At 60.9% G+C, this 24,523-nt stretch carries 24 protein-coding genes; 11 read left to right on the top strand and 13 right to left on the bottom strand.

Translation table 11 applies throughout. The annotated features are described in order from the left end of the window. Window positions 1-139 precede the first annotated feature (139 nt). Both HJB84_RS03285 and ndk read left to right on the top strand, forming a co-directional pair. Window positions 140-829, top strand: coding sequence for a glutathione S-transferase family protein (locus tag HJB84_RS03285; RefSeq protein WP_221115269.1), 690 nt, complete (start codon window positions 140-142; stop codon window positions 827-829). 79 nt (window positions 830-908) lie between these two features. After that, complete coding sequence (gene ndk / locus HJB84_RS03280) at window positions 909-1,331, top strand: nucleoside-diphosphate kinase (protein ID WP_179610847.1); 423 nt, start codon at window positions 909-911, stop codon at window positions 1,329-1,331. A gap of 88 nt (window positions 1,332-1,419) precedes the next feature. Here the strand turns inward: ndk and HJB84_RS03275 are convergent, their stop codons facing one another. Together HJB84_RS03275 and HJB84_RS03270 are read right to left on the bottom strand one after the other, a co-directional pair. Next, window positions 1,420-1,923 carry a hypothetical protein gene (locus HJB84_RS03275; RefSeq protein ID WP_221115268.1) on the bottom strand — a complete coding sequence of 168 codons (504 nt, stop codon included), beginning with the start codon at window positions 1,921-1,923 and terminating at the stop codon, window positions 1,420-1,422. Beyond that, a complete protein-coding gene (locus HJB84_RS03270) occupies window positions 1,920-2,465 on the bottom strand; it encodes a CGNR zinc finger domain-containing protein (RefSeq protein WP_221115267.1) in 546 nt (181 codons plus the stop codon). Before HJB84_RS03270 ends, HJB84_RS03275 begins: the two co-directional genes overlap by 4 nt. 65 nt (window positions 2,466-2,530) lie before the next feature. Between HJB84_RS03270 and HJB84_RS03265 the strand changes: the two genes are divergently transcribed. Further along, window positions 2,531-3,427 (top strand): branched-chain amino acid ABC transporter permease, encoded by an 897-nt coding sequence (locus HJB84_RS03265; protein WP_207583685.1) that lies wholly within the window; start codon window positions 2,531-2,533, stop codon window positions 3,425-3,427. 1 nt (window position 3,428) lies between these two features. Here HJB84_RS03265 and HJB84_RS03260 read toward each other — a convergent pair whose 3' ends face one another. From HJB84_RS03260 to HJB84_RS03240, 5 genes are all read right to left on the bottom strand, one after another. Next, the gene (locus HJB84_RS03260; protein ID WP_221115266.1) at window positions 3,429-3,890 is read right to left on the bottom strand and encodes a molybdenum cofactor biosynthesis protein MoaE; all 462 of its coding nucleotides are present in this window, start codon (window positions 3,888-3,890) and stop codon (window positions 3,429-3,431) included. A gap of 261 nt (window positions 3,891-4,151) precedes the next feature. Then, entirely contained in the window at window positions 4,152-4,406 is a 255-nt protein-coding gene (gene moaD, locus HJB84_RS03255; protein ID WP_207583687.1) for a molybdopterin converting factor subunit 1, read from the bottom strand. After that, on the bottom strand, window positions 4,403-4,993 hold the full coding sequence (gene pgsA / locus HJB84_RS03250) for a CDP-diacylglycerol--glycerol-3-phosphate 3-phosphatidyltransferase (RefSeq protein ID WP_164008748.1): 591 nt from the start codon (window positions 4,991-4,993) through the stop codon (window positions 4,403-4,405). The genes moaD and pgsA overlap by 4 nt, the downstream gene beginning before the upstream one ends. 211 nt (window positions 4,994-5,204) lie before the next feature. Further along, window positions 5,205-7,247, bottom strand: coding sequence for an excinuclease ABC subunit UvrC (gene uvrC, locus HJB84_RS03245; protein WP_207583688.1), 2,043 nt, complete (start codon window positions 7,245-7,247; stop codon window positions 5,205-5,207). Then, on the bottom strand, window positions 7,244-8,011 hold the full coding sequence (locus tag HJB84_RS03240) for an SDR family oxidoreductase (protein ID WP_207583689.1): 768 nt from the start codon (window positions 8,009-8,011) through the stop codon (window positions 7,244-7,246). The genes uvrC and HJB84_RS03240 overlap by 4 nt, the downstream gene beginning before the upstream one ends. A 365-nt stretch (window positions 8,012-8,376) precedes the next feature. On the opposite strand from HJB84_RS03240, the gene HJB84_RS03235 reads away from it, so the two are divergent. Next, window positions 8,377-9,012 (top strand): outer membrane protein, encoded by a 636-nt coding sequence (locus tag HJB84_RS03235; protein ID WP_207583690.1) that lies wholly within the window; start codon window positions 8,377-8,379, stop codon window positions 9,010-9,012. A gap of 102 nt (window positions 9,013-9,114) precedes the next feature. On the opposite strand, the gene HJB84_RS03230 is transcribed toward HJB84_RS03235, so the two are convergent. After that, window positions 9,115-9,711 carry a glutathione S-transferase gene (locus HJB84_RS03230; RefSeq protein WP_207583691.1) on the bottom strand — a complete coding sequence of 199 codons (597 nt, stop codon included), beginning with the start codon at window positions 9,709-9,711 and terminating at the stop codon, window positions 9,115-9,117. A gap of 60 nt (window positions 9,712-9,771) precedes the next feature. Next, complete coding sequence (locus HJB84_RS03225) at window positions 9,772-10,644, bottom strand: 23S rRNA (adenine(2030)-N(6))-methyltransferase RlmJ (protein ID WP_207583692.1); 873 nt, start codon at window positions 10,642-10,644, stop codon at window positions 9,772-9,774. Between the two features lie 16 nt (window positions 10,645-10,660). On the opposite strand from HJB84_RS03225, the gene HJB84_RS03220 reads away from it, so the two are divergent. Together HJB84_RS03220 and HJB84_RS03215 are read left to right on the top strand one after the other, a co-directional pair. Then, window positions 10,661-12,865 carry a molybdopterin-dependent oxidoreductase gene (locus tag HJB84_RS03220; RefSeq protein WP_221115265.1) on the top strand — a complete coding sequence of 735 codons (2,205 nt, stop codon included), beginning with the start codon at window positions 10,661-10,663 and terminating at the stop codon, window positions 12,863-12,865. Next, the gene (locus HJB84_RS03215; protein WP_207583694.1) at window positions 12,862-13,452 is read left to right on the top strand and encodes an NUDIX domain-containing protein; all 591 of its coding nucleotides are present in this window, start codon (window positions 12,862-12,864) and stop codon (window positions 13,450-13,452) included. The genes HJB84_RS03220 and HJB84_RS03215 overlap by 4 nt, the downstream gene beginning before the upstream one ends. Window positions 13,453-13,519: 67 nt before the next feature. On the opposite strand, the gene HJB84_RS03210 is transcribed toward HJB84_RS03215, so the two are convergent. Next, window positions 13,520-14,818 carry an NAD(P)/FAD-dependent oxidoreductase gene (locus HJB84_RS03210; protein WP_221115264.1) on the bottom strand — a complete coding sequence of 433 codons (1,299 nt, stop codon included), beginning with the start codon at window positions 14,816-14,818 and terminating at the stop codon, window positions 13,520-13,522. A gap of 4 nt (window positions 14,819-14,822) precedes the next feature. Further along, entirely contained in the window at window positions 14,823-15,443 is a 621-nt protein-coding gene (locus HJB84_RS03205) for a PadR family transcriptional regulator (RefSeq protein ID WP_259669589.1), read from the bottom strand. 221 nt (window positions 15,444-15,664) lie between these two features. Here HJB84_RS03205 and HJB84_RS03200 point away from each other — a divergent pair, with 221 nt between their 5' ends. Next, window positions 15,665-16,834, top strand: a complete 1,170-nt coding sequence (locus HJB84_RS03200) for an alpha-D-ribose 1-methylphosphonate 5-triphosphate diphosphatase (protein WP_207583697.1) — start codon at window positions 15,665-15,667, stop codon at window positions 16,832-16,834. Window positions 16,835-17,197: 363 nt separating this feature from the next. Then, window positions 17,198-18,292, top strand: coding sequence for an acyltransferase (locus HJB84_RS03195; RefSeq protein ID WP_221115262.1), 1,095 nt, complete (start codon window positions 17,198-17,200; stop codon window positions 18,290-18,292). A 134-nt stretch (window positions 18,293-18,426) separates the two neighbouring features. Here HJB84_RS03195 and purN read toward each other — a convergent pair whose 3' ends face one another. Continuing rightward, window positions 18,427-19,098 carry a phosphoribosylglycinamide formyltransferase gene (gene purN, locus HJB84_RS03190; RefSeq protein WP_207583698.1) on the bottom strand — a complete coding sequence of 224 codons (672 nt, stop codon included), beginning with the start codon at window positions 19,096-19,098 and terminating at the stop codon, window positions 18,427-18,429. Further along, window positions 19,095-20,168 (bottom strand): phosphoribosylformylglycinamidine cyclo-ligase, encoded by a 1,074-nt coding sequence (purM, locus tag HJB84_RS03185; protein ID WP_221115261.1) that lies wholly within the window; start codon window positions 20,166-20,168, stop codon window positions 19,095-19,097. The genes purN and purM overlap by 4 nt, the downstream gene beginning before the upstream one ends. Before the next feature lie 246 nt (window positions 20,169-20,414). Between purM and HJB84_RS03180 the strand changes: the two genes are divergently transcribed. From HJB84_RS03180 to HJB84_RS03170, 3 genes are all read left to right on the top strand, one after another. After that, entirely contained in the window at window positions 20,415-21,539 is a 1,125-nt protein-coding gene (locus HJB84_RS03180) for an AI-2E family transporter (protein WP_221115260.1), read from the top strand. After that, entirely contained in the window at window positions 21,532-22,245 is a 714-nt protein-coding gene (gene hdaA / locus HJB84_RS03175; protein ID WP_221115259.1) for a DnaA regulatory inactivator HdaA, read from the top strand. The genes HJB84_RS03180 and hdaA overlap by 8 nt, the downstream gene beginning before the upstream one ends. 66 nt (window positions 22,246-22,311) lie before the next feature. Then, window positions 22,312-24,516: an RNA degradosome polyphosphate kinase gene (locus HJB84_RS03170; RefSeq protein ID WP_221115258.1), complete on the top strand. Its 2,205-nt coding sequence runs from the start codon at window positions 22,312-22,314 to the stop codon at window positions 24,514-24,516. The last annotated feature ends 7 nt before the right edge of the window (window positions 24,517-24,523 follow it).

Raw genomic sequence — 24,523 nt, 5'->3', positions numbered from 1 at the left:
GCAGTCCCTCCTGTCGTGGCAGCGGCAATTTATCCCGTTTCACCAGAAATCGCAGTGATGGCGCCATGAAATTTCCTGATTTGATCGCAGGCGTTTTCTGTCGTGGAATGCTCGGCGTTGTGACCACGAAAGGACCGTTATGACCCGAGCCCTCTATTCCCTCTGCGGCGCCGACGAACGGCGCTTCTTCTCGCCCCATTGCTGGAAGGCGGTGATGGCGCTGGCGCATAAGGGGCTGGATTTCGAAGAGATCCCGACGACCTATGCCCGCATCCGCGCAATCGGCGGCGGCGTCTCGCAGACGGTGCCCGTTCTCGACGATAACGGCCGGCTGGTCTCCGACAGTTTCGACATCGCCCTCTATCTGGAGGAGGCCTATCCCGAGCGGCCGTCGCTATTTGCCGGCGAGGGCGGCAAAGCGCTGTCGCGCATGGTGGAAGGCTATTCGCAGATGATCATCCATCCGGCGATCATGCGCATTGCTCTTCTCGACATTCATGCGAACCTCGACGAGGGAGACAAGGCGTATTTCCGTGAGAGCCGCGAGGTCAGGCTCGGCAAATCGCTGGAGGTGGTTGCCGCCGACAGCGAAGCGGAGAAGGCCGCCTTCGGAGCCAAGCTTGAGCCGCTCAGGCACATGCTGAAATTCCAGCCCTTCATCGGCGGGCAGACGCCGCTCTTTGCCGACTATATCGTCTTCGGCGCGCTGCAATGGCTGCGCGTCTCCGCCGGCCTCGCCATGCTGGCCGCCGACGATCCCGTCATGCTCTGGTTCGAGCGCTGCCTCGATCTCCATGAAAGCCGCGGCAGGACTGTGACAGCGGCGTGAAATTGCCGTCGACCCCTTGTTTTCGGGCGTTGGGGCGGGTAAAGACCGCCCACTTTTCCCGAAAACAGAGGATTTGACTATGGCGATTGAACGCACCTTCTCGATGATCAAGCCGGATGCAACCAAGCGCAATCTGACGGGCGCCATCACCAAGATGCTCGAAGATGCCGGCCTGCGCGTCGTCGCCTCCAAGCGCGTCTGGATGAGCCGTCGCGAAGCTGAAGGCTTCTACGCCGTTCACAAGGAGCGTCCTTTCTTCGGCGAACTCGTCGAAGGCATGACCTCCGGCCCGACCGTCGTTCAGGTTCTGGAAGGCGAAGGCGCCATCCTCAAGAACCGCGAGATCATGGGCGCGACCAACCCGGCAAACGCTGACGAAGGCACGATCCGTAAGGTTCATGCCCTGTCGATCGGCGAAAATTCCGTTCACGGCTCGGATGCTCCGGAGACGGCTGCCCAGGAAATCAAGTACTGGTTCTCCGATACCGAAGTCGTCGGCTGAGGCCACGCTTCGGCATTGCCCGGCAATGCCTTGAATTGACTCTCGAAAGCCGGGGCCTCGCTCCGGCTTTTTCCATGCCGAATAGCCTCTATGCGGGGCACTTGTCGGTATTCGAAAAATCGACGCTGCCGTCAGGCTTGAAGACCTCCGGGTTCTTGTCATAAAGCGCACCGAGGACCAGCGGCTTGCTCGGCAGCACGGTCTGGTCGAGATCGGAGCGGAACTGCGTCTTCAACTCCTGCAGCACCTTGCCGTCCTTGTCGACCAGCCGGACACTGACGGAATAGGGACGGTCCTTGCGCACGCAGTGCAGTTTTTCGCTCTGCAGCGCAATTTTGTCGTCGATCGGGTAGATTTTCTGGTTCAGTACCAGCGGATCGCCGCCCTGAGGATTTTCAAATTCGGCGATGATGAGAGAACCGTCGGGAATAGGACCCGTCTTCTTCAGCGTCAGCAGATAGGTGGCGCTTGCCACCCGATAGTTGAAGACGAAGAGATGGCCGGTGACTTCGACCAGGTCTTCAGCCTGGCGTTGGCAGGCAGACAGCAGAAGGCCAATTGTTGCTGCCGTCAGGATCAGATATTTCCTCATGGCGTCTCCTCCTTCTTGCGGCGATAATGCCGGTTCGCCTTGGCGCGGTTGCCGCAGACCGCCATGTCGCACCAGGCGCGGCTCCTGTTCTTGCTGCGGTCGATGAACAGCCAGCCGCAATTGCCGCAGATCTTCATGCGTTCCGGATCGGGCATGGTGATCAGCCGCAGCACCGAATGCGCGGTGGCCGCCGCCAGGCTGCCGGAGCTTGCTTCGCGCAACACCTTCGCCAGCGCTTCCAGCAGCAAGGCCAGCAATTGGTCATCGCCGCCATCCAGTATACGCTTGCGGAAATAGAGGTCGATCGCTTCCCGCAGCGCGATGAAATCCGTCTCGTTTTCCGCCGCCACCGGGGCGATATCGCCGAACAGGGCGCGTTCGGCGCAGAATTCGGCGGCGGCATGCGGAAAGTCCCGCATCTGGTCCCGAACCGCGAAGCGGTCGATCCGCCGCGCTGCATCATGGCGCAGCACGACGCTGTTGGCGACATCGAGCGCCAGGGCGCCGCCGGCAAAGCGGTGAGGGGTCCAGGAAAAGCTCATGGTGAAATTATAACTGGTGAAATAACTTTTGCCAGTTATAATTTTGGTGACGTGGAGTGTCTGGAATGGCCTATCTTCTGCAGCAGTTGGCGAATGCGGTTCCGCTCGCTGCTCTCTATGCCGCGCTCGCCTTCGGTTATGCCGTAGCCTTCGGCGTGACGAAGCGGGCCGATATCACCTATGGGGCGATTTTCGCCTTCGCAGGCCAGATCCTGCTGCTCTTCACCGAACTCGCCTTCAACCGCCTCTGGCTGGTGCTGCCGGCCGCCCTTGCCGTCGGCGCCTGCGCTTCCATCGCCTATTCGCTGGGGGCGGGCTTGTGGATCGGCCGGTCGATCATGCTGCCGCTGGTCAACAAATCGCCGAATACGGTCATCGTCGCCGCCCTCGGCATCATGATCGTGCTGATGGAGACCGCCAGGCTTGCCGCCAATACCCGCACCATCTGGCTGCCGCCGTTTCTGAACGATACGGTGATCTTCTGGAGTGACGGCCCGTTCAAGGTAACGCTCACCTATATCCAACTGATCGACACCGCGCTGATGTCAGCCATCGTCGCTGTTGGAACGCTGATCCTCAGGCGCACAGCCTGGGGCCGCATCTGGCGCGCCGTCACCGACGACCCGCTGGCCGCCGAGCTCTGCGGCACCAGCGCCAACCGCGTCTTTCTCGTCGCTTATGCGGCAGCTAGCCTCGTCGCCACGATTTGCGGAATCCTCGCCACCTTCTATTACGGTTCGATGGATTTCGGCGCCGGCCTGATGTTCGGGCTGAAGGTGCTGCTGATTGCGGCTGTCGGCGGCTATTCCGATCCGCTACGCTCGGCAGGCGGCGCCGCCGGCCTCGCCGTCGTCGAGACCATGTGGGGGGCCTATGGCCCCTTTGTCTGGCGGGATCTGGTGATCTTCTCGCTGCTCGTCCTGGTCTTGGTCATGAGCCGCAGGGAGCGAGTCACGCTCTAATTCATTTCCACTTGTCGCGCGCCGCGTCGTCGGCGTCTCTCGCCGTGACCCACTCGCCGGTGGCGCCATCCCGACCATGCTCCTTCTTCCAGAAGGGGGCTGCGGTCTTCAGGAAATCCATGACGAAATTGGCGCCGTCGAACGCCGCCTGCCGGTGCGGCGCCGCTGCAATGACGAGCACGATATTCTCGCCCACGGCGATCTTGCCGTAACGGTGGATGGCGGTGAGGCCGAGAAGCCCGAAACGGGCAATGGCGAGATCGCCGATGCGGGCCATCTCCGCTTCGGCCATGCCGGGATAATGTTCGAGTTCGAGCGCCGAGAGCGCCCCGCCTTCATCGCGGCAGAGGCCGGAAAAGGTGACGACGGCGCCGATGCCGGGCCTGTCCTTGGAGAGGCGGTCGACCTCGGTTTGAAGGTCGAAGTCCTCATGCTGGACGCGGATGGTGGGGGTGATGATCATGATAACATCCCCAACTGTTTTGATGCAGTAGCGGAAACTATGGAGAGGGCGTGCCCTGCCAACCCTCCTCTGCCTTGCCGGGCATCTCCCCCACAAGGAGGGAAATTACGGGCGGCTTGACCATCGTGCCCATCTTCTGTTTTTCCGGGCTGCGAGGTTGATTGGTTGGGGAAATTCGTGCTTCCAGCCAATCTCGCTCCTTGTGGGGGAGATGTCCGGCAGGACAGAGGGGGGTAGCGACACGGCACCACCATCACTGTCTCACCCCCCCGTCATCGGAGGAAATATCCCGATCTCGCGCGCGCCTGATATCGGCTCGTCATGCTCGACATGCTCCATGTCGAGCGCCACGCGGATCACCTCGGGATATTGAAGCGCGGTCTCATATTCTTCGCCCAGCGTCTTCAAATGATTCAAGAGATCGGTAACGGTAACGACGGAGGAGGGGAGGTCGATATCCTCCTCGCTCTTGCCGATGCGCTCACGCACCCATGCGAAATAGACCAGCCGGGTCATTCCTCGTTATCCACGATATGTTTCACCCCGGCGCGGAAATAATCATAGCCGGTATAGATGGTCAGCAGCGCGGCGATCCATAAGAGCGCGATGCCGGTCTGCGTCGTGTAGGGGAAAATCTCGTCGCCGGCCGGGCCGGCGAGCAGGAAGGCGATGGCGACGAGTTGCAGCGTCGTCTTCCACTTGGCGATGCGCGTCACCGGCACGCTGACCTTCAGCGCTGCCAGATATTCGCGCAAGCCCGATACCAGGATCTCACGGCAGAGAATGGTGATCGCAGCCCAGATCGACCAGCCGGCAATCGTCTGGTCGGCGGCGACCAGGAGAAGGATCGAGGCGACCAGCAGCTTGTCGGCGATCGGATCGAGCATGCGGCCGATATTCGACGTCTGGTTCCAGATGCGCGCGAGATAGCCGTCGAGAAAATCGGTGATCGAGGCGATGACGAAGATCCACAGCGCCACCCAGCGCGCCGTGTTGCTGATCGACAGCTTACCCTCGATGAAGAAGCAGAGAACGATCAGCGGTACGGCGAGAATACGGCCGTAGGTCAGAAGATTGGGAATGCTGTACGCACGCGATGCCATGGGATCGTTTCTCTGAATTGATGCGCCGCTACAGCGCCGCGCGGCTTTTCAGACGCGCAAAGGACGCTGTAACACTTTGAACCTGCGCATCGTGCTTTCCAATCGATTCCGATTTTCGGGCCGATGCGGTAGATGACGGCTTTGGCTGCGGACCGTCAACATTCTTTCTGTCTTTTCACTGCCTTTGCGTGGAATTTGCGACGGACACCGGTTATTTCGCGGCGTCGTCGTGGAAATGGTTATAGACCTGCTTGGCGACGGCTTCCGATATGCCTTCGACCGTCATCAGGTCGGAGAGCGCCGCGCGAGAAACCGCCTTCGCCGTGCCGAAATGCTGGAGCAGCGCGCGTTTGCGCGATGGCCCGATGCCGCCGATCTCGTCGAGCGGGTTCTTGATCATTTCCTTCTTGCGCCGTGCCCGGTGCGAGCCGATTGCGAAACGATGCGCCTCGTCGCGCATGCGCTGGACGAAATAGAGCACCGGATCGCGCGGCGGCAGGGTAAAACTCTCGCGTCCCGGCGGGAAGAAGCGCTCGCGCCCGGCATCGCGGTCGACGCCCTTGGCGATGCCGATCGCCGTCACGCTGTCGGTGATGCCGAGCTCGGTGAGGATGGCGCGTACCGCGGTCATCTGCCCCTGGCCGCCGTCGATCAGGATCACATCGGGCCAGGCCGGGAAGGGCATGTCGGCGGCGTCGGGCGCGGCGGTCTGCGCCGTCCGGTCGGGAATGCCTTCGTCCTTGATCAGCCGCGAAAAGCGCCGCGTCATCACCTCCTTCATCATGCCGAAGTCGTCGCCGGGGGTGATGTCGGTCGATTTGATGTTGAACTTGCGGTACTGGTTTTTGACGAAACCTTCCGGCCCCGCGACCACCATGCCGCCGACGGCATTGGTGCCCATGATATGCGAGTTGTCGTAGATCTCGATGCGCTGCGGTGCATAGGCAAGCCCGAACGTGTCCTTGAAACCTTCGAGCAGCCGCGATTGCGACGCCGTCTCGGCGAGCTTTCGCCCATGCGCCTCGCGCGCATTGCCGACGACATGGTCGACCAGATCGCGCTTCTCACCGCGCTGCGGCACCAGGATCGAAACCTTGTGAGCGGCCTTTTGGCTGAGTGCGGCCGCGAGCAGTTCCATCTCCTCGATCGTTTCCGACAGCATGATCTGCTTCGGCACAGGCTTGTCGTCGTAGAACTGAGCGAGAAAGGCATTCAGCACTTCGGCGCCGGAAAGCTGCGGATCGGCCTTCGGGAAATAGGCGCGGTTGCCCCAGTTTTGACCGGTGCGGAAGAAGAACACCTGGATGCAGGAAATGCCGCCCTCATGGTGGATGGCGAAAACATCCGCCTCCTCGACGCCGGCTGGATTGATGCCCTGATGGCTCTGCACATGCGAAAGTGCTGCCAGTCGATCGCGATAGATCGCCGCCCGCTCGAAGTCGAGGTCCTCGGCCGCCTGGTTCATGGCCTCAGCCATGTGCGACTTCACCTTCTGGCTCTTGCCGGAGAGGAAGTCCTTCGCCTCCTGCACCAGTTCGCCGTAACCCCCGTCGCTGACCTCGTGGGTGCACGGCCCGGAACAGCGCTTGATCTGGTAGAGCAGGCAGGGGCGGGTGCGCGTTTCGAAGACGCTGTCGGTGCAGGTGCGGATCAGGAAGGCACGCTGCAGCGAATTGATCGTCCGCCCGACCGCGCCGGCCGAAGCGAAAGGTCCGAAATAGTCGCCCTTTCGCGCTCTCGCACCGCGATGCTTGAAAATGGCCGGCGCCCGATGGTCGCCGGTGATGAGGATATAGGGAAAGGACTTGTCGTCGCGCAGCAGCACGTTAAAGCGCGGCCGCAAGCGCTTGATCAGATTCGCTTCCAGCAGCAGCGCTTCGGTTTCCGTGCGCGTCGTCACGAATTCCATGTTCGCCGTCTGGCGCACCATCTGGGCGATGCGGTTGGAATGCACGCGGCCGACGGCGTAATTGCCGACGCGCTTCTTCAGGCTGCGCGCCTTGCCGACATAAAGCACGTCGCCGTCGGCATTGAACATGCGGTAGACGCCGGGGCTGTTCGGCAGCCGCTTGACGAATTCGCCGATCAGTTCCGCGCCGATGAGCCCGGTCTCGTTGAGGCTGCCCGCGTTCCAGTCGACCGCAGTCGCAAGCGGGGCGGCGGCGGAAACATCGCCTTCCACCTCGATATCGTCTTCGCTCTCATCCGTATCATCGTAGAGAACGCCGCCATCCGGCAGCTTTCGTCCGTTCATTCCGTAATCTCCGCCACATCGGGCGTCTGCCAGGCGAGGTGCTGGCCGCCATCGAGGGCAATCATCTGGCCGGTGATCGAGGGCGTGTCGAAGAGAAAGCGAATCGTCTGTCCGAACTCGCCGAATCCCGGCCCCGCCTTCATGATAAGCCCGTCGATCTGTGCCTGGAAGTCCTCTTCCGACTGCCGCGCGCTACGCACCGTCGGACCGGGGCCGATGGCGTTGACGCGCAGCTTCGGCGCAAAGGTCTGTGCCATCGTCTGCGTCGCCGTCCAGAGTGCGCCCTTCGAAAGCGTGTAGGAATAGAAGCCGGGGTTGAGCGCCCAGACCCGCTGGTCGATGATGTTGACGATCAGTCCGTTCGCATCGTCGGGCAGTTGTTCGGCAAAACCCGCAGCGAGAATCGAGGGCGCCCGCACATGGATGTCGAAATGCTGCGCCCATGCCTGCGCATCGAAACTGCGGGCCGAATCCTGGCGGAAGATCGAGGCGTTGTTGACGAGCAGGTCGATCGGCCCGAGAGCTTCTGACGCTCTTTTCATGAGCGCGCTTGTTTCGCCGATATCGGTAAGATCGGCCATAAGCGCGATCGCCCGATATCCCTTCTGCCGCAATTCCGCCGCCAGCTCTTCGGCTTCATCGATGGAGCCGTTCGCGTGGATCGCAACGGAAAAGCCATTTGCAGCAAGGTCTTCGGCGATTGCCCTGCCTATTCTTTTAGCGGCCCCAGTTACAAGGGCCGAGCGAAGTCTTTTGTGGTTCAAAATCCTGCCTTCTGATCCCGCGAGTCTGTCTGCTGACTATATAGGCGCGGGCGGAGATTATATAAATAGGCCGTCGCGGTTGCGTCCGTGAGCAGGATATTCTATGTATTATTTAAGAATGCGATTTCTTAAAATAAGTATTTTAAGATTAACTCTTCGGTATGGTTAATGAAGTGTATGTTGCACTCAAGCAACATCGAATTTCGGCCACGCGGCAGCCACAATGATATCACAATTTGGCTCTTTCAAATCCGCATTTGAGTTCCAATTTCAGTCTCGATCCGGAAGGGACATCTGGCAATATCCCGCCAATGCTTCACTGATAGACAGATGGCAAGCAAAGCGGGACTGAAAGGAGACTAAGTATGCGTGTACTCATTGCTGGCCTCATGGCCTCCGTTTTTGCAATTGCGGGCGTCTCGGCAGCTCAGGCGGCCGATGCCGTCGACCAGGTTCCGGAAGCACCGGTCGCCCAGGACGCTCCGGTCAAGCCGGCCGGTAGCTGGGAAGGCTTTTACCTCGGCGGCGCCGGCACCTACAACATGGGTGACTTCGGTTCCGACCGTCACACCTATGGTTTCGGCGGCCAGGTCTTCACCGGTTACAACTGGCAGCAGGGCCAGATCGTTTATGGCGTTGAATCCGATCTCGGCTACAGCGGCGACGACGTCTCCTCAGACGGCGTCAAGAACAAGTATGGCTGGAACGGCTCCGTCCGTGGCCGCGTCGGCTACGACATGAACCCCTTCCTGCTCTACGGCACCGCCGGTCTTGCCCTCGGCAACGTCAAGGTTTCCGACGGCACCTCGGATGAAAGCAAGACGAACTACGGCTATACGGTCGGCGCTGGCGTCGAAGCCTTCGTGACCAACAACATCACGACGCGCCTCGAATATCGCTACACCGACTACCAGAGCAAGGACTACGACCTCGACTCCGGCAGCTTCTCGCGCGGTTACGACGAGAACAGCGTCAAGCTCGGTATCGGCGTCAAGTTCTAAGCCGAACAGAACCGTCCAAGCATGGAAAAGCCGGGCACGTTGCCCGGCTTTTTGCTGCTTCCTTGTTGTTGCCGGCGCTCACGCCCGACGAGCCGACTGCTCTCAGCCCTGGGCTTTCAGTTCGCCATGGGCGGGGAATTTCTTGTCGAACTGCCGCAGCCAGTCGACCAGCGGCGCATGATCGGCTTCCCACTGGTCCTTGAAGCGCAGCTCGAGATAATCGAGCGTCGCGGCCAGCGCGAAATGCCCGCCGCTGAGCTTCTTGCCGAGCTTCGGCGGATCGGCGCTGAGGTGAGCAAGCCCGCTCGTCGCCTTTTTCCATTGCCGGTCGATCCAGGGCTGATGGACCTTTTCCTCGTCGCGGAAGCGTCGCTCGTAGATGATGGCGAGCAGGCAGTCACAGATGCCGTCGCAAAGCGCCTCGAGGATTTCCGCATCCGTGCGCTTGCCCTTCTTCGCAGGATAGAGCTTGCCCTTCGTCAGCCGGTCGAAATAATGCATGATCGCCACGCTGTCGTATATCGACACTCCGTCATCGGTCAGCAGCGTCGGGATCTTGCCGAGCGGATTGTTGTCCACCAGGATCGCCGGTCCGGTATTGGTGTCGACCCGAATGGCGTTCACCCCTAGGCCGAGAAAATGCGCGGCCATCCGCACCTTGTTGGAATAGGGCGAGGCGGGCGAACAGAGCAGCTTCATGGGATACCTGATCAGATTGTGGACCTGTGGCGCGGACTATTCCCGAACCCGGTTGCCGGGTCAATCGTCCTTGATCGCCGCCTTGTTCTCGCCGCGCAGCCAGAAGGCCCGGTGCGAGGCAAAACGGTCTTGCGCCAGATGGTCCTTCAATGCCGGCAGCAATTGATGCAACTCGTCCTTCAGCGTGAAGGGCGGGTTGACGATGACGAGGCCTGAGCCCGTCAATCCGGTGATGCCGCGGTCGCTGCGGACCGCGAGTTCGGCGCAGAGCATTTTCGGGATGTCGAGCGCCTGCAGCGCCTCGTGGAATTCCTTGATCGGCGCACCCTTCTTCAGCGGATACCACAGGCAATAGGTGCCGCCGGGAAAACGGCGATAGGCCTTTTCCAGTCCCTCGGCGAGGCGCTGATATTCGTCCTCTTCCTCGAAGGGCGGATCGACGAGCACGATGCCGCGCTTCTCCTTCGGCGGCAGGTGCGCGCCGAGCGCCAGCCAGCCGTCGAGCTCGGTGATGCGGGCGTGGTGATCGCCCTCGAACAGCCGGTGCAGCCTGACGAAATCTTCGGGATGGAGTTCCATTGCCGACAAGCGATCCTGTGGCCGGAACAGCAGCCGCGCAAGTTTCGGCGATCCGGGATAGAAACGGACGCCGCCCTCAGGGTTGAGTTCGCGGATGGCGGAGAGATACGGCTCCAGCAGTTCGGAAACCTGAGGGCCGAGATCGGCCTCCATCAGCTTGCCGATGCCTTCGAGCCATTCGCCGGTTTTCTGCGCTTCTTCGGACGAGAGGTCGTAGAGCCCGATGCCGGCATGCGTGTCGAGCACGCGGAATGCCCCATCCTTCTTTTGCATGTAGCGGATCAGCCGCGCCAGCACGGCATGTTTCAGCACATCGGCAAAATTGCCCGCGTGATAGATGTGGCGGTAGTTCATTTTCGCTGATGTCCGTATGAATTCGCGTCATGGGGAAGTTTTGTGGCTTTTGGCCGTGCAAGCCTTGGAATATACAAATGCCATGAACATTGCGACCCCCATCCACGCCAAATCCCCGAAGTCGGACACCAGGGTAGGCCACACGGCCTGTCCGCACGACTGTCCCTCCACCTGCGCGCTGGAGGTCGATATAGCAGAGGATGGCCGCATCGGCCGCGTGCGCGGCGCCGGCGACCATTCCTATACCTCCGGCGTCATCTGCGCCAAGGTCGCCCGTTATGCCGAGCGGCTCTACCATCCCGAGCGGCTGATGCATCCCTTGCGCCGCGCCGGCGCCAAGGGGGCAGGGCAGTGGCAGCAGATTTCCTGGGACGATGCGCTGGATGAGATCGCCGAAGCCTTCGTGAAGGTCGAGGCAAGGGACGGCAGCGAGGCGATTTGGCCCTATTTCTATGCCGGCACCATGGGCTGGGTGCAGCGCGATTCGATTGATCGCCTGCGCCATGCCAAGCGCTATTCGGGCTTCTTCTCTTCGATCTGCACCAACCCCGCCTGGACCGGCTTCACCATGGCGACCGGCACGCTGCGCGGTCCCGATCCGCGCGAGATGGGCCGCACCGATTGCGTCGTCATCTGGGGTACCAACGCGGTCTCGACGCAGGTCAACGTGATGACCCACGCCATCAGGTCGCGCAAGGAGCGCGGCGCGAAGATCGTCGTCATCGACATTTACGACAATCCGACGATGAAGCAGGCCGACATGGCCTTGATCGTCAAGCCGGGCACCGATGCGGCACTTGCCTGTGCCGTCATGCACATCGCCTTCCGCGACGGCCATGCCGACCGTGACTACATGGCGAAATATGCCGACGATCCCGCGGGGCTCGAAGCGCATCTGAAAACCAGGACGCCGCAATGGGCAGCAGATATCACCGGCCTTTCGGTCGAGGAGATCGAAGCCTTCGGCCGCCTCGTCGGCACAACGAAAAAGACCTTCTTCCGCCTGGGCTATGGCTTCACCCGCCAGCGCAACGGCGCCGTAGCCATGCATGCGGCCGCCTCGATCGCCACCGTTCTCGGTTCCTGGCAATATGAGGGCGGCGGCGCCTTCCATTCGAACAGCGATATCTTCCGCATGAACAATGCGGAGCTGACCGGCCGGCCGATGAAGGATGCCGATATCCGCATGCTCGATCAGTCGCAGATCGGCCGCGTGCTCACCGGCGATGCTGTGGCGCTACGCCATCGCGGCCCGGTGAGAGCAATGCTGATCCAGAACACCAACCCGGCAAACATCGCTCCCGAACAGCGCCTCGTCAGACGCGGCTTTGCCCGGGACGACCTCTTCGTCGCCGTGCACGAGCAGTTCATGACCGAGACGGCTGATATCGCCGACATCGTCATCCCGGCGACGATGTTCGTCGAGCATGACGACATCTACCGGGCCGGTGGCCAGAACCATATCCTGCTCGGGCCGAAGCTGGTCGAGCCGCCACCTAGCGTGCGCACCAATCTCTTCGTCATCGAGGAACTGGCCAAACGCCTCGGCGTCGCCGATCGACCCGGCTTCGGTTTTTCTGCCCGCGAAATGGTCGACCGCGTCCTCGAATCGAGCGGCCTGCCGGATTACGACCATTTCCTCGAACACAAATGGTTCGATCGTCAGCCCGCTTTCGAGGAGGCGCATTATCTGAACGGCTTTGCCCATCCGGATGGCAAGTTCCATTTCCGCCCGGACTGGATCAATCAGCCGGCGCCGAACAAGCCGCCGGCGGCGATCGGCGTGCTCGGGCCGCATGCCGAGCTTCCGGCTTTCCCCGATCAGGTCGATGTCATCGAAGTTGCCGATCGCGAACATCCCTTCCGTCTCGCCACGTCGCCCGCCCGCAATTTTCTGAATTCGAGCTTCTCCGAGACCAAGACGTCTCGTCAGAAGGAAGGCCGTCCTGAGGTGATGATCAATCCCGCCGACGCTGAAGCCAATGGCATCGCCCACGGCGATCTCGTCCGCATCGGCAACAGTCGCGGCGATCTGCGCATCCACGCCCGCATCACCACCGAGGTGAAACCTGGCGTTTTGATCGCCGAGGGCCTCTGGCCGAACAAGGCGCATGTCGATGGCGAGGGTATCAACGTCTTGACCGGCGCCGACCCGGTCGCGCCCTATGGCGGGGCGGCCGTGCATGATAACAAGGTCTGGCTTCGCAGGGACGCAGCATGATGCAGCCGAAATCGCGGGTGAAGATCGTCAGCGAGGAAACGCTGTCGAATGGTTGGACAAAGCTGAGCAGTTATCTGCTCGATTATATCGACCGCAAAGGCGCGACCCAGCGCTTGAAGCGGGAGGTTTATCACCGCACGCCCGCCGCCTGCATCCTGCTTTATGATCCGAAGCGGGATCTCGTCGTTCTCGTCCGCCAGTTCCGGCTTGCCGTGCATCTGAACGGCGATCCGGCCTGGATGATCGAGGTGCCGGCCGGCCTTCTCGATGACGACCATCCCGAACAGGCGATCCGCCGCGAGGCGATGGAAGAAACCGGTTACCACCTGCGCGATGCGCGTTTCCTCTTCAAATGCTACCCGTCGCCGGGCGCGGTCACCGAAGTCGTCCACTTCTTCGTCTCCCTGATCGACATCGCCGACCGGGTCGCGGAAGGCGGCGGCCTGGACGAGGAGCACGAGGATATCGAGGTTCTCGAAGTCCCGCTCGACGAAGCCGCCGGAATGATCGAAGACGGCGAGATCTTCGACGCCAAGACGATCATGCTGCTGCAATGGGCCATGTTGAACAGGAATGATCTTCGATAGCGGATGCGGCGATCGAGGCCTCGTTCGCCAAATTGCCTGCGGGGCGATCCCATTACCCGCGATCGTCTTAGTTTTCGCCGCGAACTCGCATCATCTGCCGAAAGGCACGTCGCTTTAATACAGGTGTTGCGTTGATGATGCGCATGACGCCGCGCATGGCAGCGAGCTGGACTGTGCCGACAATCGGCCGATGAGCCGGATCGCTGGCATCCATATGCCTTTTCGATTCGAGTACTGCTTCGGTACTGTAGCGAAGCATTTCGGCTTCATAGGCGTGTATGGCTTCGACGAGCGGCTTTTGACCTCGGTCCGCCTCGACCAGCATATGCCCAAGCAGAGCGGCATCGCGAAGCGCCGTATTGGCGCCGGCGCCGCGTCCAGGTGTCATCGTATGGACGGCGTCACCGAGCAGTGTGACGTTCGAACTCGTCCAAGGTTTCAGCGGCACGGAAGTCCTGACCTTGACATCGTGGATGGTCGCGGGCTCCGTCATACGGATGAGCGCGCGCAAGTGCGGATGCCAGTCCCGAGCAAGCTCCAGGCCCAATTCTCTCAATTGCTCTCCGCTCAGGCCGGCCGTATCCCGCGGGCAATTCTGCCGAGCGCCCCAGATGCCCCAGCCGATACTGTCCTCGTCGAGCGCTTCGACGAAATCCGGCCAGCGAGCGGCAAAATCAGGGTTGCTGCGGCTGTCGGCGAACTCGAGCGAGTGAATAATCGCGCCGAACCCCATCGGCGCCATAATCATCGACATGCCTTTCAGCATCTTGTCCGACAGCAGAGCTTTCGCCTCGACCGTCATAGGAATTTTGCCCCCGAGCGACACGATCCCCGTGTCTTCCAGACGCGCTTCCGGCAAGTATTGCCTGCGCACAGCAGAGTTCGTGCCGTCAGCGCCGACCAAAACATCTCCCGTCGCCAGACTTCCATCCTGAAAGCAAGCGGTGACGGACCCGTCGGCGTTACGTCCGTACCCCTGAAGCGCTTTGCCGAAGGAGACGTTGTCTTCAAGCCCCCTGAGCAGAACCCGCCTCAGCGTCTTTCGAACGACGTTCTTTTCACCGTCAAGAGTATTCGCAGCCGCATCACCGATGTCGAAGCTCAGCACCTCACCAAGCTGTTCCGTCAACATGTTGAAATAGCATGGCGACCTGGCGCATGTGGTAAGATAGAGGTCGTAGAGTTCGTTGGGTATACAGGCCTTTAGCGCTCGGCTCCCAGCCGGGCTGATACCGACGCGATAGCCGCCGGTGTCGGCGTTCGGTGCGATGTCGCGCTCATACACCGCAATGCAAACGCCAGCCTGTTTAAGCAGATGAGCGAGTGCCAAACCGCCAGTCCCGGCGCCGATAATCAAAACCTTCATGGTGCTAGTCCTTGTCGAGCTTGGAGTGGGTGGAGAACTCGACGGCAATCTGCCTGAGCCACTCGTCTGTCCAGGTGATGCGCCCGGCGCGCAGGTCCCCGATGACGCCATTGACCCAAGACAACTCGGTCGCGTGAAGCGCTCGGAGATATTCCATCTCAAGTAGGAAGAGCCTTGGTACGGCCTGCGCCTCCCGCAGGAGCCCGTCGATCCGCCGAAGTTCCGACTCGATGGCTTTTGCCCGGTGCTCAAGCAGACCCAACACATCGTTCGGCGTCAGCAGAGCAAGAAATGATACGGCTGCGGGGAATTCCGGATATTCCCGCGTCAAGGTCGACAACATCTCGCGGATCCATGCCAGCGCAACGTCGCGGCCCTTTTCGGTGATCTCGTATACGGTCCGCTCGGGACGCTTGTCATCCCGGACTGTTTTCTGCTGGGCAATCAATGCCTCGCGCTCGAGCCGATGGATGGTTTGATAAAGGCTCGCCCTCTGCGTGACGTTGATCACTTCATCCTTGCCGCGCTCCTTGATGAGCCGCTGCATTCGGTAAGGATGCAGCGGCTCTTCCATGAGCATTGCAAGGACAGCGAGCGCGACTGGTGAGCGTTTGATTAAGGTCATAGTCATAGTATTACTAGTTAAGTTATAACTAGTCAACTGGCTGTTGGACAGGGTACTCGGTTGGATCGGTGACCGTGAATTCGTGGAGCGGCGCATCGGACCATTTCCAAAGCGCAAGTTTCCGCTTTAAGGTGAGTGTGCTCGAAATTTCATACGACTGTCACGAAGCGGTTCTATCCGCTGCGGTCTGTCAATCATCCGATGCGGTCAGGAGAAAGCCCATGTGGCTCAGCAATTTCACCCTCGTTCTCCCAAACGAGGTGGTGAGCGAAGGTTCCGTGCGTGTTGAGGACGGCGTCATTGCCGAGATCAGGCCGGAGCCGGTTGCCGGGGCGGCGATCGACGGCGGCGGCCGGCTGCTGATGCCGGGCTTCGTCGATCTGCACGGCGACATGATCGAGCGCGAGATCGCGCCGCGCCCGAACGCGACGATGCCGATCGATTTCGGCATTCATGAACTCGACAAGAAGCTTGCCGCCGCCGGTGTCACCACGGCCTTTGCCGCCGTCTCCTTCGCCACCGAAAGCGTCTATGGTCACGTCCGCTCGTTGGAGACGACCTCGGCGGTCATCGAAGGCATCAACCGCTTGCGCGACAATCTGCTGATCGATCACCGCGTTCACGCCCGCTACGAAATCACCAATGTCGGCGCCGCTCCGGCGCTCGAACGCCTGCTGAATGCCGACCAGATCGACATGGTTTCGCTGACCGACCACACGCCGGGCCAGGGCCAGTACAACAACCTGCAAAGCTACATCCTCAGCATTTCCGAGCGCCGCGCCGTCTCCGAGGAAATGGCAGCCGAGATCGTCGCCAAGCGCATCGCCATGCGCAACAATCCTGACATCGAGGCCAAGCTGAAGGAGATCGTCGCGCTGTCGCTGAAGCACAAGCTGTCGCTGGCCTCGCATGATGATGACAGCGTCGAAAAAGTCGCCGAGATGCACGACCTCGGCGTCACCATCAGCGAGTTTCCGGTGACGGCGCCCGCCGCAGAGGAGGCGCGCCGGCGCGGCCTCTGGACGCTGATGGGAGCGCCGAACGCGCTGCGCGGCCAGTCGATGTCGGGCAATCTCAGCGCCCTCGATGCCGCAAGGGCCGGTCTCCTCAGCGTCATCGCCGCCGACTATCACCCGGCCGCCTTCGTGCCGGGCATCTTCAAGCTCGCCGACATGGTGGAGGGTGGACTGCCGGCCGCCGTCGCCATGGCCACCGGCAATGCCGCCCGCTCCGCCGGCCTCCTGGATCGCGGCGAAATCGCCATCGGCCAGCGCGCCGATCTGGTCGTGGTTGAGCCAGGCGAGGTCCATCGCATCCGTGCGACGTTCCGCGCCGGCCGCTTCGTCTACAGCGACGGCACGCTGCATCCTATACATGCGCTGGCGGCATAGCTCAACTCCCTGCTGAGGTGCCTGGAACGTCTGCGAAGTCACGGTGCATCACTCGTCCAGTGAGCGCATAAATTTCACTTGCAATTGAAAATTCAATTTGTAATCTACGCTCGTCGACAACGGTTACCGCAATTGCAACTTCAGGGCGCTGGATTCCGTCCGGCGGGCCACTGGGCTGGGGAAATATGAATAGCTTTGGGACCGGCAAACGTTGAGTCCGAATGCCTCGATCGAGAGAGTCGACGCCGTCGACGATTCTGACTTGTCACACGGCATCACTATCCCAGCGCCAGCTGATGGGGATCTCGATATGATGAGCCAAGGTTTGGGTGAGCCATTGCCAAGTCCCGGTCGGACTGCACGATGGTGGCTCAGCGTACCATACGGTTTGGTGATGCGAGTCTCGCTAGCAAGGCTCGCAAATTGAAGAACTACTTTTTCTTTCTGGATGAACTTCGGGGGGTAGCTGCGCTATCCGTGGTTCTCTTGCATGCCAGCCAGGCTTTCGGATTCGGCCTTAATTCCCACGCCTCTCTGGCCGTGGATTTCTTTTTTTGCCTTAGCGGCTTCGTTCTCGCTCATAGGTACGATCAAAAATTAAAGTCGGGCGTTCTGCGGAGCAGTGCATTCTTCCTGAAGCGTCTATTGCGCCTTTACCCCTTGATCGTGGCTGGTGTCGGCTTGGGCGTTGTCGCGTCGCTATTTACTTCAACACCGAGTATCCCACTCGCCGACGTCCCGATTCTGGCTCTAGGTGCACTACTCCTATTGCCGTTAGGGCTTCTGGCGGGGCAAGAGGCGTTCGCGATCAACAACCCACTTTGGTCGCTCTGTTTTGAGATGTTCGCCAGCGGGGTGTACGGATCAGCCGCTCGCCGGAGAATTCGTTTCCAGCATGAGGCAGCGGCGCTCATATTATTGGCAGCAGCGCTTTTCCTGGTCGTCACCATCGAAGGTTCTATTGGTCCGGTCGGCTTTGCCAGCTGGCAAGCGTTCCTTGAAGGATTTGTCAGGGTCGGCTTTTCGTTCCTTGGTGGTGTTCTGATTTTTCGCTGGAAAATCAGTCGTCTTGTCGGAACGGTTCCACCTCAGATCCCGCTTTTCATCCTGATAGGGGTTTTATTTTTCCCCTTTGCTGTCTCCAAAAACATGTACGATTTCTTCTGTATCGCTATCATAATTCCGATCGTGGTCGTGCTAGCGGTTGCAGTTCCGCTGAACAAGGAGCGGCCGTTAGCGGCATATCTGGGACGGTTGTCCTATCCGCTCTATATTGTTCATCAGCCCATCATTCGACTCGGCGCTGAGTTCCAAAACCTTGGCGACGGAAGTGTGCCATTGCCGATTGCGGTAAGCGGCACCCTCTTAGCTGCCGTTGGGGCGGCACATTTTCTATCCACCCGTTTCGATGAACCGATTCGCGCCTACATCGGTCGGAAATTTTCGACAGAGATATAAGTGACGCCTTTGAATAGGAAGTTGACGGCGGTCGCCCTCAGCATCGTCGTCCTGCTTGGCAGTGTAGCGGCAGGTCTCGCCGCCGCGACACATCCTTCGGCGCCGTCATTGCCTCTGGAACGGTCGTTGTTGCCCTAAGCGCGGTCGCCGATCAGCGAAATCAGTTGGGCCTGGGGCGCAGCGGCCGAAGCTTCGGCGCCGACGGCCTTGCCGCCTTCCATCGTCACGCGGCCTTCGGCAAAGAGCCGCAGCCCTTGCGGATAGATCTGGTGTTCGATGGTGAGCACGCGCGCGGCAAGGCTTTCGGCCGTGTCGCCTGTGAGAATCGGGACGGCGGCCTGGCCGATCACCGGCCCTTCGTCCATGCCTTCGGTGACGAAATGCACCGTGCAGCCGGCGATCCGCATGCCGGCGTCGATCGCCCGCTGATGTGTATGCAGGCCCGGAAACAGCGGCAGCAGGGAAGGGTGGATGTTGAGCATCCGGCCTTCATAACGCTGGATGAAGGTAGGCGTCAGCAGCCGCATGTAGCCTGCCAAGCAGAGAATGTCGGGGGACAGCGTGTCGAGCGCGGCAAAGATCGCCGCCTCGTGCGCTTCCTTGCTGGCATAATCCTTGCGGGGAAAGGCGAAGGTGGCGATACCCTCGGCTGCCGCCTTGGCGAGCCCGCCGGCATCGGCCTTGTCGGAGATCACGCCGACGATTTCTGCGGGGTAGTCGGCGGCCTTCGCCGCCGCAATCAGCGCCATCATGTTCGAGCCGCCGCCGGATATGAAGACGACGGCGCGTTTGCGCGGCGAACTCATATGGCAAGCGTGCCCTTATAGACCGTGCCGGCAGAACCCTCATCGCGGGCGATCATGCGCCCAAGCGTGACGACGGTCTCGCCCTCGGCTTCGAGTGCGGCGGAAACGGCCGCGACATTCTCGGCGGCGACGACGGCGATCATGCCGACGCCGCAGTTGAAGGTGCGCAGCATTTCATTCGCTTCGACGCCGCCGGTCTTGGCGAGCCACGAAAACACCTTGGGAACCCTGACGGCGGCAAGATCGATCTCGGCCGCCAAATGCTTCGGCAGCACGCGCGGAATATTTTCCGGGAAGCCGCCGCCGGTGATGTGCGCCAGCGCTTTGATGGCGTCGGTCTCGCGGATCACCTTCAGAAGCGGCTTCACATAGATGCGGGTCGGCTCAAGCAGGGCCTCGCCGAGCTTCTTGCCGTCGGCGAACGGCGCCGGCGCATCCCAGTCGAGACCGGACAGTTCGACGATCTTTCGCACCAGCGAGAAGCCATTCGAATGGACGCCGGAGGAGGCAAGCCCGAGGATCACGTCGCCCTCGGCGATATCGCCGGAGGGGAGCAGCTTGCCGCGTTCGGCAGCACCGACGGCGAAACCGGCGAGATCGTAGTCGCCGGAGGAATACATGCCGGGCATTTCGGCGGTCTCGCCGCCGATCAGCGCGCAGCCGGCCTGCCGGCAGCCGGCGGCAATGCCGCCGACGATGGCCGCGCCCTGGTCGGGGTCGAGCTTGCCGGTGGCGAAATAATCGAGGAAGAATAGCGGCTCGGCGCCCTGCACGACGAGATCGTTGACGCACATGGCGACGAGGTCGATGCCGACGGTGTCGTGGTAATCGGCATCGATGGCGATCTTCAGCTTTGTGCCGACGCCGTCATTGGCGGCGACCAGAACCGGGTCGGTAAAGCCGGCGGCCTTGAGGTCGAACAGCCCGCCGAAGCCGCCGATCTCGCCGTCGGCGCCGGGGCGGCGCGTCGAGCGCACCGCCGGCTTGATCTTCTCGACGAGGAGGTTGCCGGCATCGATGTCGACGCCCGCATCGCTGTATGTCAGGCCGTTTTTCCCAGACTGGCTCATGCTGGTCTCCGATGGCTATTTCTGGCGGCAGACGCGCCGCGTCATCTGCCGGTCGCAATTGCATGACAGGGGCCTTTATGCAAGCGCCGCATGGCAAAAGCCCCCAATTTCCCGCGTCTTCCCCGAGCCTTTTCGGGATTTGGCGCGGCAGGGTTGACCATCTTTGCGCCTGCATCCTATGTGCTGAATGGCCGCTTCGGTTCGGATGCGGCTTTTGGTCGGCGGCGAGCGAACAGCGGGGAAGCGATGCCACAGCAAGTCAGCGGCAACAGTCTCAAGCGTCAGATATTCTTCTGGCTGGCAGTGCTCGTCTTCTTCATCGTCTTTCTCTATGTCTTCAGCTCGATCCTGCTGCCTTTCATCGCCGGCATGGCGATCGCCTATTTCCTCGATCCGGTGGCCGATCGGCTGGAGCGTCTGGGCCTGAGCCGCATGATGGCGACGGTCGGCATCCTCATCTCTTTCGTCATTATCTTTGCGCTGGCGCTGATGATCCTCATTCCCGTGCTCGTCAGCCAGTTCAACGATTTCGCCGAGCGTCTGCCGACTTATATCAGCCAGCTGCAGCAGTTCATCAGCCAATCGCAGAATTCGCTGCTGCCGGATTGGGTCAAGAGCCAGGCCGGCACGATCAAGGACAATTTCTCCGGCATTCTCTCCGAAGGCATGGGCTTCTTGACCGGGCTCTTCGCGCAGATCTGGAATTCCGGCAAGGCGATCGTCGACGTCATATCGCTGCTTGTCGTCACCCCCGTCGTCGCCTTCTATATCCTGCTCGATTGGGACCGCATGGTCGACAAGGTCGATCAGTGGATCCCGCGCGACTATATCAGCGATGTCCGCCAGATCGCCAAGGAGATCGACCAGGCGATCGCCGGCTTCATCCGCGGCCAGGGCTCGCTCTGCCTCATCCTCGGCATTTATTATGCTGCGGGCCTGTCTCTCGTCGGCCTGAACTTCGGCCTGCTGATCGGGCTCTTTGCCGGCATGATCAGTTTCATTCCCTATGTCGGCTCGATGGTCGGCCTCGTTCTCGCCATCGGCGTGGCGATCGTGCAGTTCTGGCCGGATTATCCCTGGATCGGCCTGGTGCTCGCCGTCTTCTTCAGCGGCCAGTTCCTCGAAGGCAATATCCTGCAGCCGAAGCTCGTCGGCTCCAGCGTCGGCCTGCACCCGGTCTGGCTGATGTTTGCGCTGTTTGCCTTCGGCGCGCTCTTTGGTTTCGTCGGTCTTCTGGTCGCCGTGCCGGCCGCCGCCGCCGTCGGCGTGCTTGTTCGTTTCGCGCTTTCGCGTTACCTTCAGAGCGATCTTTATTTTGGCGTGTCGCCCACTGGCCGCACCCGAAAGACGAAATCAGTTCCCAATGAATGACGGGAACAACGCTGATCCGAAGCGCAAGGCCGGAGAGCAGCTACCGCTGGTCTTTTTACACGATGCTGCAAGCGGGCGCGACGACCTCCTGGTCTCGGAGCGTCTCGCCGCCGCCGTTTCGATCGTCGATGCCTGGCCGGCATGGCCATCGCCGGTCGTCGTGCTCGCCGGCCCGGTCGGTTCGGGAAAATCGCATCTCGCCCGCATCTGGCGGGAACTGAGCGGCGCAGTCGACATCCATCCCGAACTTGGCTCAGACGCCGCGGTTGCTGCCGCCGCCGGTCCCGTACTGTTCGAGGACGCCGACCGCCTTGGCTTCGACGACAATGCGCTGTTTCACGTCATCAACAGCGTGCGCGAAAATGGCACCGGGCTGTTGATGACCAGCCGTCTCTGGCCGATGTCCTGGCCGGTTTTGCTGCCCGATCTGCGCTCGCGCCTGAAAGCTGCAACCGTCGTCGAAATCGGCGAACCCGACGAGGCGTTGTTGTCGCAGGTGATCGTCAAGCTCTTTGCCGACCGGCAGCTTTATATAGATGACAAACTCGTGCTCTATATCGTTAACCGGATGGAGCGGTCGCTGAATGCCGCCCAGACGATCGTCGAAAGGCTTGACCGGCTGGCCCTGTCGCGGGGCACGAAAATCACCCGGTCTCTGGCCGCCGAAGTATTGAATGAATTGGGAAATTCGGAGCCGGCCGATTGACTGTCACAGTTCCGTCGTGAAACTGATATAATTGCCTTCGGCGATTGAGAACGGGGTAAACGGTCTATGGATAGCGCAGTCGCAGAACATCAGGAACTTACTCCGCAATCCAACGACAACACTCCCCCGCTGGAAGAGCTGCTTAAGAGCCCCGAGCGCTTCATCAACCGAGAATTCTCTTGGCTGCAGTTCAACCGCCGCGTCCTGGAAGAAACGTTGAATACCGAGCATCCGCTGCTCGAGCGCGTTCGCTTCCTGTCGATCTCGGCCGCCAACCTCGATGAATTCTTCATGGTGCGTGTCGCCGGCCTCGAGGGTCAGGTGCGCCAGAACATCGTCATCCGCAGCCCCGACGGCAAGACGCCGGCCGAGCAGCTCGATTCGATCCTGCAGGAAATCGACCATCTGCAGATGGAGCAGCAGGCCTCGCTGGCCGTGCTGCAGCAGTATCTCGCCAAGGAAGACATCCTGATCGTCCGCCCCGGCGCCTTGAGCGATGCCGATCGCCAGTGGCTGGCCGCCGAATTCGAACAGGCGATCTTTCCCGTCCTGACGCCGCTGTCGATCGATCCGGCCCATCCGTTCCCGTTCATTCCAAATCTCGGCTTCTCGATCGGCCTGCAGCTCGTCAGCAAGAACGGCCGCGACCCGATGACGGCGTTGCTGCGCCTGCCGCCGGCGCTCGACCGCTTCGTCCGTTTGCCGGATGATGGAAACACGATCCGCTACATCACCCTGGAAGATGTCGCCAACATCTTCATCCACCGGCTCTACCCGGGTTACGAGGTGCAGGGCTCCGGTACGTTCCGCGTCATCCGCGACAGCGATATCGAAGTCGAGGAAGAGGCCGAGGATCTTGTCCGCTTCTTCGAAACGGCGCTGAAGCGGCGCCGCCGCGGCAAGGTCATCCGTATCGAGACCGACTCGGAAATGCCGGCCTCGCTGCGCCAGTTCGTCGTTCAGGCGCTTAATATCCCTGACAATCGCGTCGCCGTTCTGCCGGGCCTTCTGGCGCTGAACACTCTGTCCGAGATCACCAAGGCGCCGCGCGAGGATCTCAGGTTTCCTTCCTACAATGCGCGATTTCCCGAGCGCGTCCGCGAACATGCCGGCGATTGCTTCGCTGCCATCCGCGAAAAGGACATGGTCGTCCATCACCCCTACGAATCTTTCGACGTGGTGGTCCAGTTTCTTCTCCAGGCTGCGCGCGATCCTGACGTCCTGGCGATAAAGCAGACGCTGTACCGCACCTCCAACGACAGCCCGATCGTCCGCGCGCTGGTCGACGCCGCCGAAGCCGGCAAGTCGGTGACGGCGCTGGTCGAGCTCAAGGCTCGGTTCGACGAAGAGGCGAACATCCGCTGGGCGCGCGATCTCGAGCGCGCCGGCGTGCAGGTCGTCTTCGGCTTCATCGAACTCAAGACCCACGCCAAGATGTCGATGGTTGTCCGCCGCGAGGAAGGCAAGCTCAGGACCTATTGCCACCTCGGAACCGGCAACTACCACCCGATCACCGCGAAGATCTACACTGACCTGTCCTATTTCACCTGCAATCCGGTCATCGCCCACGACATGGCGAACATCTTTAATTTCATCACCGGCTATGGCGAGCCGGAACAGAGCATGCAGCTCGCCATCTCACCCTATACGATGCGCCCGCGTATCCTGCGCCACATCGACGAAGAGATTCAGCACGCCACGAACGGCGCCCCGGCGGCGATCTGGATGAAGATGAATTCGCTTGTCGATCCCGACATTATCGATGCGCTCTATCGCGCCAGCCATGCCGGCGTCGAGATCGATCTCGTCGTGCGCGGCATCTGCTGCCTGCGTCCGCAGGTGCCCGGCCTTTCGGAAAAGATCCGCGTCAAGTCGATCATCGGCCGCTTCCTCGAGCACAGCCGCATCTTCTGTTTCGGCAACGGCCACGGCCTGCCGTCCGACAAGGCGCTGGTTTACATCGGTTCGGCCGACATGATGCCGAGAAACCTCGATCGCCGCGTTGAAACCATGGTTCCGCTGACGAATCCGACCGTTCACGAGCAGGTCTTGTCACAGATTATGCTCGGCAACGTGATTGACAATCAACAAAGCTACGAGATATTGCCCGACGGTACGTCGCGGCGCATGGAAGTGCGCAGGGGCGAGGAACCGTTCAATGCGCAGCAGTATTTCATGACCAATCCGAGCCTGTCGGGCCGTGGTGAAGCTCTGAAGTCCAGTGCGCCGAAGCTGATCGCCGGCCTGCTCGAAGGCCGCAACAACAAGTAAAACTGGA

This window comes from Rhizobium sp. NZLR1b (genome assembly GCF_019685155.1).
Taxonomy (GTDB): domain Bacteria; phylum Pseudomonadota; class Alphaproteobacteria; order Rhizobiales; family Rhizobiaceae; genus Rhizobium.
Note: the sequence above shows the minus strand (reverse complement) of the source record. Positions and strands in the feature narration are given on the sequence as shown.